This window comes from uncultured Aliiroseovarius sp. (assembly GCF_947497285.1).
Lineage (GTDB): Bacteria > Pseudomonadota > Alphaproteobacteria > Rhodobacterales > Rhodobacteraceae > Aliiroseovarius.
Genome location: NZ_CANMFT010000002.1, coordinates 24941 through 37821, shown reverse-complemented (window position 1 = coordinate 37821; position 12881 = coordinate 24941). Strand labels below are relative to the sequence as shown.

Annotated in this window: 13 protein-coding genes; 4 read left to right on the top strand and 9 right to left on the bottom strand. The window is 58.9% G+C overall.

Translation table 11 applies throughout. The annotated features are described in order from the left end of the window. Positions 1–67 precede the first annotated feature (67 nt). Positions 68–439, top strand: a complete 372-nt coding sequence (locus tag Q0864_RS03610) for a tellurite resistance TerB family protein (RefSeq protein WP_298566782.1) — start codon at positions 68–70, stop codon at positions 437–439. 80 nt (positions 440–519) lie between these two features. After that, entirely contained in the window at positions 520–1218 is a 699-nt protein-coding gene (locus Q0864_RS03605; protein ID WP_298566249.1) for a glutathione S-transferase N-terminal domain-containing protein, read from the top strand. A 53-nt stretch (positions 1219–1271) separates the two neighbouring features. Here Q0864_RS03605 and dacB read toward each other — a convergent pair whose 3' ends face one another. The 3 genes from dacB to mgrA form a co-directional block, all read right to left on the bottom strand. After that, positions 1272–2762 (bottom strand): D-alanyl-D-alanine carboxypeptidase/D-alanyl-D-alanine-endopeptidase, encoded by a 1491-nt coding sequence (gene dacB / locus Q0864_RS03600; RefSeq protein ID WP_298566248.1) that lies wholly within the window; start codon positions 2760–2762, stop codon positions 1272–1274. 103 nt (positions 2763–2865) lie between these two features. Then, complete coding sequence (locus tag Q0864_RS03595) at positions 2866–3462, bottom strand: nicotinate-nucleotide adenylyltransferase (protein WP_298566247.1); 597 nt, start codon at positions 3460–3462, stop codon at positions 2866–2868. A gap of 40 nt (positions 3463–3502) precedes the next feature. Further along, on the bottom strand, positions 3503–4534 hold the full coding sequence (mgrA, locus tag Q0864_RS03590; RefSeq protein ID WP_298566245.1) for an L-glyceraldehyde 3-phosphate reductase: 1032 nt from the start codon (positions 4532–4534) through the stop codon (positions 3503–3505). Between the two features lie 74 nt (positions 4535–4608). Between mgrA and ettA the strand changes: the two genes are divergently transcribed. Next, the gene (ettA, locus tag Q0864_RS03585) at positions 4609–6264 is read left to right on the top strand and encodes an energy-dependent translational throttle protein EttA (RefSeq protein ID WP_298566243.1); all 1656 of its coding nucleotides are present in this window, start codon (positions 4609–4611) and stop codon (positions 6262–6264) included. A 102-nt stretch (positions 6265–6366) separates the two neighbouring features. Next, positions 6367–7278 carry a hypothetical protein gene (locus Q0864_RS03580; protein ID WP_298566241.1) on the top strand — a complete coding sequence of 304 codons (912 nt, stop codon included), beginning with the start codon at positions 6367–6369 and terminating at the stop codon, positions 7276–7278. A gap of 14 nt (positions 7279–7292) precedes the next feature. On the opposite strand, the gene Q0864_RS03575 is transcribed toward Q0864_RS03580, so the two are convergent. The 6 genes from Q0864_RS03575 to Q0864_RS03550 form a co-directional block, all read right to left on the bottom strand. Next, entirely contained in the window at positions 7293–7691 is a 399-nt protein-coding gene (locus tag Q0864_RS03575) for an acyl-CoA thioesterase (RefSeq protein WP_298566240.1), read from the bottom strand. A 72-nt stretch (positions 7692–7763) separates the two neighbouring features. Further along, positions 7764–8189 carry a homoprotocatechuate degradation operon regulator HpaR gene (gene hpaR, locus Q0864_RS03570; RefSeq protein ID WP_298566239.1) on the bottom strand — a complete coding sequence of 142 codons (426 nt, stop codon included), beginning with the start codon at positions 8187–8189 and terminating at the stop codon, positions 7764–7766. Next, on the bottom strand, positions 8186–8584 hold the full coding sequence (locus Q0864_RS03565) for a 5-carboxymethyl-2-hydroxymuconate isomerase (protein WP_298566237.1): 399 nt from the start codon (positions 8582–8584) through the stop codon (positions 8186–8188). Before Q0864_RS03565 ends, hpaR begins: the two co-directional genes overlap by 4 nt. Positions 8585–8658: 74 nt before the next feature. After that, positions 8659–9891, bottom strand: a complete 1233-nt coding sequence (locus tag Q0864_RS03560) for a Tm-1-like ATP-binding domain-containing protein (RefSeq protein WP_298566235.1) — start codon at positions 9889–9891, stop codon at positions 8659–8661. After that, on the bottom strand, positions 9888–11309 hold the full coding sequence (locus Q0864_RS03555) for an aldehyde dehydrogenase (protein ID WP_298566780.1): 1422 nt from the start codon (positions 11307–11309) through the stop codon (positions 9888–9890). The genes Q0864_RS03560 and Q0864_RS03555 overlap by 4 nt, the downstream gene beginning before the upstream one ends. Beyond that, entirely contained in the window at positions 11237–12877 is a 1641-nt protein-coding gene (locus tag Q0864_RS03550) for a tripartite tricarboxylate transporter permease (RefSeq protein WP_298566233.1), read from the bottom strand. The genes Q0864_RS03555 and Q0864_RS03550 overlap by 73 nt, the downstream gene beginning before the upstream one ends. Between the last annotated feature and the right edge of the window lie 4 nt (positions 12878–12881).

Sequence of the window (12881 nt, the reverse complement as noted above, 5' to 3'; positions counted from 1 at the left end):
AATAGGAGCATCCAACGTGCAAAGCATCCCACATTCCCTGACTGCCGAAGATTGTCTGATCGCTGTCATGATCGCGGTTTCGGCGTCAGACGAACAGATCAACTCGGCCGAACTGGTCAAGATCGAGGTCATCGTCAACCACCTTCCCGTCTTTGCGACATACGACGCAGATCGGGTCAAGACAGTGTCACAAACAGTGTTTGACCTGTTCAGTGTAGAAGATGGGCTTGATGCGCTTTTCGGACTCGTGCGCGACAACCTTCCCGAAGCCTTGTGGGAAACCGCCTATGCGCTGGCCTGCGACGTGGCAGCAGCCGATGGTGCCTTGCGCGAGACCGAGCTGCGTCTGCTGGAAGAGATCCGCTATGAGTTGAACATCGACCGCCTGCATGCCGCTGCCATCGAACGCGGCGCCCGTGCGCGCCACGCAACCCTATAAGCGGATCCCTGTCGCCTTAAGCGCGCTCAATCCCGCTTTCTTGCAATCATCTCACGGCGCTCGCCCCTGAAAGGACGTTCATGCTTGAACAATTTGCGATCACCAAACGCTGGCCCGCCAAAGATCCCAGCGTGATCCAGCTTTATTCGCTTCCCACGCCCAACGGCATCAAGGCATCTGCCATGCTGGAAGAAACCGGGCTCCCTTACGAGGCGCATCTGGTCAACTTTTCGACCGACGACCAGTTCACACCTGAATTCCTGTCGCTGAATCCCAACAACAAGATCCCGGCGATCATCGACCCCAATGGACCAGACGGAAAGCCCCTGCCGCTTTGGGAAAGTGGGGCCATCCTGATCTACCTGGCCGAAAAGTCAGGACAGTTTCTGCCCACGGACCCGGCAAAGCGCGCCGAAGTCCTTCAGTGGTTGATGTGGCAGATGGGCGGGTTTGGCCCGATGTTGGGACAGTTCGGTTTCTTCTATGCCTATGGCGGGAAAGAGATTGAAGACCCACGTCCGTTGGATCGCTACAAGGCCGAAGCCAAGCGTCTGCTATCTGTTTTGGATCAAAGGCTTGAAGGGCGTTCCGTGGTAGCAGGCGACGACTATTCCATCGCTGACATTGCCATCTGGCCTTGGGTGCGTGCGCTTTTTACAGGCTACAAAGCGGCCGATGTCCTACAGCTTGAAAGCTACGCCAATGTCTTGCGCTGGCACACCGAATGCGCCGATCGCCCGGCCTCGCAAATCGCGGTCAACATACCGCCACGGCCCTAAACAAAGGCGGTGAAGGGTCGCCCTTAGCCTCTGTTGGCAGCACCACAACGCGCCTAGGTGCCATGCATGATGGCCCAGCGCGCCAGCAATTGGTGCTGAAGCCAGCGGGATTGACGGCTCCAACCCTTTGCGCCTGCGGGTCGCTCTCGGTCTTGGCGGCTAATCGCGGCGCGACGGTCCAAATCTGCCGAGAAAAACGCAAACGCCAAGCGCCGCTCATCCGGTGCCGTCACATAGCCAGCAAGGGAGCTGACAAAGTTCAACGTCCCTGTTTTGGCCTGAATGCCATAAGGGGCTGCGTTTCTCGGCCGACCCTTGACGTCAAGCGGCGTGACATCTTTCATCAGCCCCTGCAGCGCGCCGGCGGGACCAGCGCTGACCAACACCTTGACCATGTCCAGCGCCGATAGGCGTGATCCATCACCCAACCCGCTATGGTCCTGAAATTGCGGCCTGTTTGCCCCCAGCTCGGCCTTGGCCCAGGTGGCCATCATGGCACCGGACCCCGACAGGCTGGTTGGTGCTGCGCCAAGCTCGGTGCTGGCAGACAGGCCAATGACTTCGGCTGTCAGGTTGGTTGAGTATTTCAACATACCCCGCGCGATTTCTGTCAGCGCGCGTGACCTGTGCTGCGCCAACACCACGCCTTGCGGCGCATCGCCAGAGGCGACAGGTGGCGGCAGCCGCACGCCTTGTGCACGCGCCAAGACCTGAAACACTTCGCCCGCATACAGGTCCGGACGGCGGACTGGCAGCCAACGTGATCCGCCATTGCCCAACGCCCCGCGCGCCACCGTCCAGTTGTCCACCCCCATCGCATCTTCATAGGTATAGACCGGCACCTTGCGATCAACGATCTGCATCTTGGCCATATTGACGGATGGACGGAACCGGTCCGACCTTGCATCCATCGCAACGTCAAAGCTTTGCCCTGCGCGTTTCCATTCGAAATGAACGCGATTGTAGTTAAGGTTCAATCCCGAAACGGCCGGATTATAGCCAAGGTGATCAGGTTGTCCGGGATCTATCACACGCTGATAGGGAAGCCGTCCACCGTGCACCAGGAACTTTCCCTTCAGCGCCAGCACGCCCTTGGCTTTCAACGCCGCAGCCATTGCTGCAAGTGCGTTCGTGTCCAGCGTCGGGTCGCCCCCTCCCACCAAGACAAGATCACCCTGAACGACACCCGCCTCGATCGGGCCTGTGGCGATCACCTCGGTCGGAAAGCTGTGCTCGGCGCCCAGAACCGACATGCCATAGACTGCGGTGATGGCCTTCGTGACGCTGGCTGGCGGCAGTGGCAACAGGGGGCTTCGCACTTCCAGCACCTCGCCCGTGTTTGCGTCGGCGACGACAAACCCCAGCTTACCGCCAAGATTTGCCTGTGCGACCAAGGCATCGGCGCTGGGAAGTGTAAGCTTGTCAAACCCCGGCGCTTTGGGCGCAGGTCGGATCGACCGGGTCGGTGCATTTGCATAAGCCACGCTTGCAAGGCCTGATCCAAGCCCCCCAAGAACCGCACGCCGTGAAATAACTCCCGTCATACGGGCAAGTAAACCTTGCCGACCCGATGAGAGCAAGCCGATAAAGAACCGCCCACGACTGAACGTCGCGCTTGGAGGGGGCCGCGGGCCTGCAAGAGTGCCCCTACCAGTCGCCCTGCGCGCGGATCTGGGACGACGAGACATCGACCATGGGCACATTCACAAGGCACCAAGCGGGTGATGGCGCGCGTGCCAGCAAATGCGAGGCGCGCCCCGATATTTTCGCCTGTCGAAACCGATTGGCCGCCGGGGACATCCGTGCCGCCACCCGGTTGTCCGGGCGTGCGATCACACCGACCGGGAAATTGGCCATAATCCAATCCCACCTGCCCCAGCGGTGAAAGTCGGCCAGATTGTCCGCGCCCATTAACCAGACAAACCGAACACCGGGATACATGGCTTGAAGCGCTTTCAGCGTTTGCGCGGTGTAGCGCGTTCCAGTGTGGCGCTCGATGTCTGTGACGTCGACGCGCGGGTGCTGCATCACCACACGCGCGCGCGCAAGCCGCACCTCGATCGCTGCGGGTCCGTTTTCTTTCAACGGGTTGCCCGGTGAAACGAGCCACCAGACACGATCAAGCCCGAACCGTTTCAGCGCCTCTCGCGTGATATGTGCGTGACCTTGGTGGGCCGGATCGAAGGACCCTCCCAACAGACCGACCACCTGTCCGGGCCGTGCATATGGCAGTTCGTAGCGCATCTGGATCTCTTTGCCCGGCCTGTTTCGCGTGTCGCCTGCCCTAGTCCGTCTCGGACGAGGCGGCCCACAGGTTTGCAGTCTCTTCGCTGATACAGGCGTCAATTTCGGCCAGCTCGTCTTTGGTGAACGCCAGATTGTGAACGGCGCCCGCACAATCAAGAACCTGTTCAGGCCGCGACGCACCGATCAGGGCCGTCGTAATCCCGCCATCACGCAAGACCCATGCGATCGCCATTTGCGCCAGCGTCTGCCCGCGACGCTCTGCAATACCCGCCAGCGCACGAAGGCTTTTCACCACATTGTCGGACACCAGCGATGGGGCCAAAGATTTGCCCTGACTGGCGCGGCTGTCCTTGGGAATGCCCTTCAGGTATTTGCCCGTCAGCAAGCCCTGCGCCAGCGGTGTGAACGCGATGGACCCGACGCCCAATTCGGCCAGTGTATCCTTCAACCCATCCCGCTCGACCCAGCGGTTCAGCATATTGTAGCTGGGTTGGTGGATCAGGCAGGGCGTGCCCAGATCATTCAGGATCGCCACCGCCTCGCGCGTGCGCTGACTGTTATAGCTGGAAATCCCGACATACAGCGCCCGCCCTGACCGCACGATGTGATCCAACGCGCCCATGGTTTCCTCAAGCGGTGTGTCAGGGTCAAACCGGTGGCTGTAGAAGATATCGACGTAATCAACGCCCATCCGCTTCAGGCTTTGATCGCACGAGGCAATCAGATATTTGCGGCTGCCCCATTCACCATAGGGCCCCGGCCACATGTCGTAGCCGGCTTTGGAGCTGATGATCAACTCGTCACGGAAGCCCACAAAATCCGTCCGCAAAATCTCGCCAAATGCTTCCTCCGCACTGCCAGCGGGCGGGCCATAATTGTTGGCCAAATCGAAATGCGTGATCCCGTTGTCGAACGCCGCGCGGCAAATCGCTTGCTTGTTTGAATGTGGAAAGTCATGCCCGAAATTGTGCCACAGCCCCAAGCTGACCGCAGGCAGTTTCAGACCCGACGCCCCGCAACGCCGATATTCCATCTTTTCATAGCGATCTTCAGCCGGATGGTAGGTCATGAAAGCTCCTTCGGGTTGCCCTGCCCCCTTTGTCTGGCTAAGACAACCGGAAGTCAAACGCGAGGACACATCCCATGGCCGCTTATCAATACGTTTACCACATGGACGGGGTTTCCAAGACCTATCCCGGTGGCAAGAAATGCTTCGAGAACATCCGTCTGAGCTTCCTGCCCGGCGTGAAAATCGGTGTGGTCGGCGTGAACGGCACCGGTAAATCGACGCTGATGCGGATCATGGCGGGGATCGACAAGGATTTCCAGGGCGAAGCGTGGGCCGCCGAGGGCGCCAAGGTTGGCTACCTACCACAGGAACCGGAACTGGACGCATCGCTGGACGTGCGCGGCAACGTCATGAAAGGCGTGGCTGATAAGAAGGCGATCCTCGAACGCTATAACGAACTGGCCATGAACTACTCGGACGAAACCGCCGAGGAAATGGCCAAGCTGCAGGATGAAATCGACGCCCAGAACCTCTGGGATCTGGACGCGCAAATCGACGTGTCGATGGAGGCCCTGCGCTGCCCCCCCGATGACGCCGACGTCACCAAGCTGTCAGGCGGTGAAAAGCGCCGTGTGGCCCTGTGCAAGCTGCTGCTTGAAGCTCCCGACATGCTGCTGCTCGACGAGCCGACCAACCACCTGGACGCCGAAACCATCGCGTGGCTGCAACAACACCTGATCGACTACAAAGGCACCATCCTGATCGTCACTCACGACCGTTACTTCCTGGATGACATCACCAGCTGGATTTTGGAACTCGATCGCGGCAGTGGCATCCCCTACGAAGGCAACTATTCCGCTTGGCTGGAACAGAAGGCCAAGCGGCTGTCGCAGGAAGCGCGCGAAGACAAATCCAAGCAAAAAACGCTGGAGCGAGAGCTGGAATGGATGCGTCAGGGCGCGAAGGCCCGGCAGGCGAAATCCAAAGCCCGGATCAACGCCTATAACGAAATGGCAGGCCAGTCTGAACGTGACCGCGTGGGCCGCGCACAGATCGTCATTCCGAACGGGCCGCGTTTGGGGTCCAAGGTGATCGAGGTCGACGGCCTGAAAAAACACATGGGCGATAAACTGTTGATCGAGGATCTGTCCTTCAGCGTCCCCCCCGGCGGCATCGTCGGCGTGATCGGCCCCAACGGCGCCGGTAAATCGACCCTGTTCAAGATGATCACCGGGGAAGAGACACCCGACGACGGCACCATCGAAATCGGCGACACCGTGAAACTGTCCTATGTCGACCAGTCCCGCGATGATCTGAACGCGAACGAAACCGTGTGGGAAGCGATCTCTGGCGGGGCCGAGCTGATCGAACTGGGTGATGCGCAAGTCAATTCAAGGGCTTACTGCTCGTCCTTCAACTTCAAGGGCGGCGATCAGCAGAAAAAGCTCAACCTGCTGTCGGGCGGTGAACGCAACCGCGTGCACATGGCGCGCCTGTTGAAAGAGGGCGGCAACGTGCTGCTGCTCGATGAGCCCACCAACGACCTCGACGTGGAAACCCTGCGTGCCCTCGAAGACGCGCTGGTGGACTTCGCCGGCTGCGCCGTCGTCATCTCGCACGACCGCTTCTTCCTTGACCGTATCTGCACCCACATCCTCGCTTTTGAGGGCGACGCCCATGTGGAGTGGTTCGAAGGCAACTTCGAAGATTACGAAGAGGATAAGAAACGGCGGCTTGGACCAGACGCGCTGGAGCCCAAGCGGTTGAAGCATAAGAAGTTTACAAGGTAAGAGAGCGGCCCCTTTGGGGGCCGTTTTCATTAAACCCACTTAGATTTTCTTGCTTACAACAATTATTTCTCCTAGCTTTTCCTCAATCTATTGGAGATATGCATGAAATTTTCACTGAAACTGGTTTTACCAATTGGTGTTTTGTTTATTGGACTGGCATTTGTAGGATACAGATCAACCTTCCCGAACGGCCCTACGTCAGTTGAGACTTTTTTTGCTACCGTCCTGCTAACAGCTGCGTCTTGGTTTATATCAGCTGCAATGTCAGAGCAAAGCGCCATGGAAGCGGCTGAAAGCAGCGCAAACGAAAAAATCGATGATATCGCTTGGCTGTCCAGCAAAAAGCTCGCCGATCAGTCTACAAACTTCTTTGAGCTCGAACGCTACATCGAGCAAACTCTTGTTGAGAAAAATGAGATTGAAAAGCTCTCTGAAACCGACTTAACAGCTATTATTCGGGACCTTCGACAGTTGCGCCGAGCAAACACGGGCTTGATGCAGGATTGGAACCGCGTCGCCAGTCAACACGTTACTGATGAGGTGACACATTGGATTGAAGAGCAACTCACGCTATTTGGCGAACTTGATTTCTCGTACAGACCAACAGACAACCAAGAAACAGCGGATGAAATGCATGCACCGACTTTGCCGCTATCAGCCCGACCTACTCGGACAGTCCCGGTGGTCGGCGACGTGTCACAAGAAATCGAAGGTGCTTCTTCAAATCACAACTTAGGTGAAATTACGGTTGAAATACAAAGGCCTATATATAGCTTTACCGCGACGGGCAAAATTGAACCCAACTTCTCTTCACCACCACATAACGTTGATGTAAAGTTAATTGGTTATCCATCGGGAACTCCTAATGACATTAAAGTGCATGGTGGCGCTGGCACGCCTTTCGATTTTTCAGTTCACTTGAAGTCAAGAATATTTGGAGTAATGCTACCTGCAGGAACCTACATATTCGCTTACGAACTTTCGGGTAAGGATGACGAAATTCCCGCTTCATGACACATTTGATTGGGTTACGTCACAGTTGGACTATCAACGGCAACCGGCTGCCCACCCTCATCCAACGCCACAAACACAAACACCCCTTCGGTTACCTTCTGGCGCTCGCCAAGGCGGTCGCGGTTGACCCAGGCTTCAAGCTCGATTGCCATCGACGTGGTGCCGACCCGGCCAACCCGACCATAGACGCACAGCACGTCGCCCACTTTCACCGGTTGGATGAACTTCATTGCATTCACCGCAACCGTGGCCACGCGGCCTTGTGCGCGTTCGCCGGCGATGATGCCGCCTGCGATGTCCATTTGGCTCAGCACCCAGCCGCCGAAAATATCCCCGGACACGTTGGTATCCTTGGGCATCGCCAAAGTGCGCAGGATGATGTCACCTTCGGGTGCGGTGTGTTGGTCGCTCATGGGAACCTCGTTCTAATCTAACCTTTCCCATGGGTAAGCCGCGCACTGTCACGACGCAAGCGCATTGCAGCGTCAGGAGGCTTCGGCCACCGCGTAAAGCTCGTTCAGCAGGTCCAGCAGCGTTTCCATCTTCTCGTGCCCGAACCGGTTTTCAAGATCCTCATAGATCTTCGCGGCCTTGCCCGACATTTGCGTGTATTTCGCACAACCCGCAGGCGCGATCTGCACCTTTCGACGGCGGCCGTCGCTGTCGTTCACCCGCTCAATCAGCCCACGTTCCGTCAGGTTTTTCAGGATGCGGCTCAGGCTTGGCGGCATCAGCACGCAGCGTTCCGCCAATTCGGTCGCACAGCAGGCTTTGCCCTCGGCCAGCACCCGGATCACGCGCCATTGCTGCACGGTCAGGTCGATCTGGTCCAGCTCGTGGCGGAAGGGCTTCAGGGTTGCTTCACGCGCGTGAAGCAGCGCGATGGGAAGGGCGCGTTCTAGTTTTCTCATTCCGGTTCCTTTTCGCGGAGGGCCGCGTGGATCGTGCTCCAGCTTTTGCGGCTGAAGCGGGTTTCAATGTCCTGAACCTCAAGGCTAAGAATGAAGGGCGTATCGCCCATCTGTGGGCGCAGAGCAGCCTCAACTGCCGCGTATAGCTGGTCGGCGATGGCGTCGCGCGTCGCCTCGTCCCGACCCTGCCCAAGCCTGAGGATCATATCAAGGAAGTGATACCCGCCTGCCCCGTCGCCGATGGCGTCAACGTCCGCTTCGAACCCACGCACGCGGATGCCGCCGATGGGGCACTGCCCCGTGGCTGCCAGTGCGGCGCGCATGGTCTCGGCCAGCGCTGGCAAATCTGCCTGTTGGCCCAGCCCGTGGCTGCATTCGAAAGACAGGTGCGGCATGGTCACTCCTTAACACTGGCAGTAAACACCGCGCGCTTGGGAAACGCAATTCATTGTAGGTGCAACAAGTTGCCTCATGCCTTGACGATGCCTGCCGCGACCCATCCATCGAATTCGGTCAACACGCGGTCTGAAAACGCCGGGTCATTGATATGGGCGTCCAATTCCAGAAGGGTCACGTTGTCAGGGCATTGTGTGCGAATTTCATCGATGAACGCCGCCAGACCTTCGGCATCATGCAGCGGTCCACCTTCACGGTCCCATTCGTTGCCACCCTTCAAAGGCAGGAGCAGCGTCACAGGCCCCTTCGCGTCGGAAAGCTGGGCACACATGGCCCGCGCCATTTCACGGCGCTGATCCGGCGACATCACCACCGACGAGAGGAGCCGGTTATGAGCGTGCACCTCCTGCCCCGCCAGCTTTTGCGGCACGTCCTGCCAGCCGATGAAATCCACCAGATCATAGCACCCGATCGACACCATCTGCGGTGTTTCAGACCCACCTGCGCCTGTCATCCGATCTGGCCCGGCGGAAATCGTTGACCCCATGATATGATTGCCCAGTTCCTGCGGGGCAAAGTCCAGAACGGCGGCAAACGCTCCCTCTGCTGCAAGGCTCTCAAACGCCCGGCCGCCCATGCCGGTGGCGTGAAAGACGGCCACCTCGAACCCGCGTGCTTCCAGTGCCGGTTTCAGGCTCACCATATAGCGCAGCACCGTCTTGCCAAAGCTGGTCATCCCGATCAGCGGCTTTTTGAATTCCGGCGTCTCAACAGCCCGCGCCGCGCCCAACACAGCCCCCGCAGCTTGCGACAGGGACGCCTTGCAGATCGAGTTCAGCCCATAAAGCCCACCCGCCCACAGGATCATCTGCACATCAGCCGGCAGGCGTTCTGGCGGGATTAGAGGCGAGAAGCTGACGGTCGAGACCACGTATTTCGGCACGCCAATCGGCAGTGCCTGACACAAGTCCAGCGCCGCATCGGTGCCCATCGTGCCGCCGAGCACGATCAACCCATCAAACACGCCATCGCGGTAGAGCCTCAATGCCAGCGCCGCCGATCCTTGCGCCATGATCTGCATCGCGGTGTTCTCATCCCCGCTGTCGATGGCGGCCTGTATCGTCGACCCACCAGCCTCGGCCACCTCATGCTTTGAATAGTCGCACGGCGCGTTGGGGTCGCCCAGGACCGAGATGTCCATCGTCCTGACCGCACCGCCCTGCCCACGGATCACGTCCGCGATGTAATTCAGCTCGTCATCCTTGGTGTCATAGGTCCCGACGACCAGAATTGTCTTATCGCTCATAGCTGCATCCAGGCTGTCTTAAGGTCGAAATACTTGTCGAACGCGTGCATTGATTTGTCATGCCCATTGCCGGATTGCTTGACGCCACCCAACGGCACCGTGCCGTCCGCACCGCCATAGGTGTTCACATGCACCACGCCCGCCTGAATGTCGCGCACCATTCTGTGCGCACGGCTTAGGTTCGACGTCCAAACCCCTGCGGCCAAACCGAAATTTGTAGAATTAGCTATTTGCACGGCCTCTTCATCGGTCTTGAAGGGGGTCACGGCAAGGACCGGGCCAAATACCTCGTTCTGGGCCACATGATGCTGTGGCTGAACGCCAGTCAGCACGGTCGGTTCCATATAATATCCGCCGGTGTCCTCAAGCACACGCGACCCGCCCAGCGCGACATGCGCGCCTTCTTCCTGCGCACGGGTGACAAAACCCAGATTGCCCTCAAGCTGGGTCAGGTTGTTCACCGCGCCGATATTGGTGGTCAGGTCCAGCGGGTCACCAACCTTCATGGCTGCGGCGTGGCGTGACAACGCTTCAACGAATTCGTCATGCACGCTGTCCTCGACCAACAGCCGAGACCCCGCGACGCAGACCTGACCGGCATTGCGGAAGATGCCCGCCGCCGAGACCTTCGCGGCCTCCTCCAGATCCGGCGCATCGGCGAAGACCACGTTGGGCGATTTGCCCCCAAGTTCCAGATAGCAGCGTTTCAGGTTCGACCGCGCCGAATATTCCAGCAGTCTGCGCCCAACCCCGCCGGAACCAGTGAACACCAACACGTCCACATCCATCGACATGGCCAGCGCCTCGCCGGTGACCGACCCTTTGCCGGTCACGACGTTCAAAACGCCATCCGGCAAGCCTGCCTCTGCGGCCAGTTCCGCAAGCTTGAGCAAACTCAGCGATGCGGTTTCAGCAGGTTTCAGAACCACCGAGTTCCCCGCCGCCAGTGCAGGGGCCAGCTTCCATGCCCCGATCATCAACGGGAAGTTCCACGGCACGATGGCGCCGACAACGCCCACAGGCTCCTTGTGCACAAGCCCCAACACGTTGCCCGCCGTCGGAGCAATCTCGCCGTAAACCTTATCCAGAGCTTCGGCGTAATACCGAAACGTGCCAGCGGCTGATCCGGGTTCCGCCTTCAACGCCATTCCAACCTCGGTCCCGTTGTCACGGACACCAAGAACCGCCAGTTCCAGCGCGTTCGCTTCGATTAGATCGGCCAGCTTGTGCAGCACCTTCTTTCGATGCGCAGGCGCAGCCCTGCTCCACAGCCCGTCGTCAAACGCGCGCCGTGCAGCGGCCACCGCCCGATCTACATCCAGTGCGGACGCACGGATGATCGTCGTCAGCGTCGATCCGTCAATCGGCGAGAGAACGTCTTGCGTTTCCCCCGAACCTTCTTCCCACGCTCCGTCAATATAAAGGTTCTGCGGCGCGACAGGATGGCGGCGAAGCTCGTTGATGCGTGACTGGTCTGCCATTCGTCCGTCTTTCTTTCTGTGTGATCCAGCCAGACCCGGCGGAAATGCAGGATCAGAACCAGAATGATCATTGTGAACAGGATCGCCGCAATCGGGCGATCAATAAAGTCGAGCGGGGTTTTCACCCGCGCCATGGCACTGCGCAGCTTCACCTCCATGATGCCGCCAAGCACCATGCCAAGCACGATGGGCACGACGGGCAATTGCATCCGTTTCATGATGAACCCGAAAATGCCAAAACCCGCCGCCAGAATGCAGTCGGTGAACGAGTTGCGCAGGCTATAAACCCCCACAAAGCTGAGGATCAGGATACAGACGCCTAGAAACCGATTGGGGATCTTCACCACCTTGATCAGCTGGTTGGTCGCCACCAGCAAGAAGATCACCACCAGCACGTTCAGGATCAGCAGCGCGAGGTAGAGCGCGACGACGAAGTCCATCTCGTTTTGGAACAGTTGCGGTCCGGGGATCACGTTGTGCACGTAAAAGACCGACAGCATCATCGCCGTCAGCGCCTCGCCGGGGATGCCCAACGCGAGCAGCGGCACCATGGCGGCCGCAGGCACGGCGTTGTTGGCGGTTTCGGCCGCGATCAGCCCCTCGCTTGATCCATGGCCGAAATCTTCGGGACGTTTCGAGGATTTCTGCGCATAGGTGTAGGACATGAACTGCGCGGTAAATTCGCCCACGCCGGGGATCATCCCCATGATCACGCCAAAGCCTCCGGACACACCGGCGATGCGCGGGTGGCGGGCAAGCTCTCGGAACCCCTGAAAAAAACTGCCCTTCAGCTTGGTCAGGCGCACTTTTTCGTCGTCACCATGCAGCAGCGTGAAGGCTTGGCTCAGGGCAAATAGCCCCAGCACGACGACAATCAGGTTCACGCCGCCCGACAGCCAGCTTTGGTCAAACGTATAGCGCTTGGAGTAGCTGGCTGAATGCAGCCCGATCGTGTTCAGCCAAATGCCAAAACACGCCATGGCGGCAGCTATCAACGTGTGTTTGCGGTGCGCTGTCACCACAAGAATGATGCCCAGAAGAGCCGCCAAAAAGATTTCCCGGCTGCCAAACATCGGGGCGACTTTCGCCAATACCGGCGCGAAAAAGATCAGGCACATCACCGAGAAAACGCCACCGAAAAACGACGAACTGTAGGCCAGCGACAACGCGCGCCGCGCCTCGCCTCGAGTGGTCATCGGAAAGCCGTCATAGGTGGTCAGCGCATTGACCGCCGTGCCTGGGGTGTTGATCAAGATCGCTGGGATCGACCCGCCATACATCGAGCTTCCATAGATGCCCAACAGCACCGTCAATCCGACAATCGGGTCCATCGAGAAGGTCGCGGGCAGCAAGATCGCAATGGCAACCGCTGGCCCCACGCCGGGGATCGCGCCGATGATCACGCCGCCAACCGACCCGACCAAAAGCGCCAGCACCACGTCCCAGCGCGCCAGATAGTTTGAACTGGCCTGAACCTGTGCAAGGAAGTCGAAAATCAGGTCCATCGGC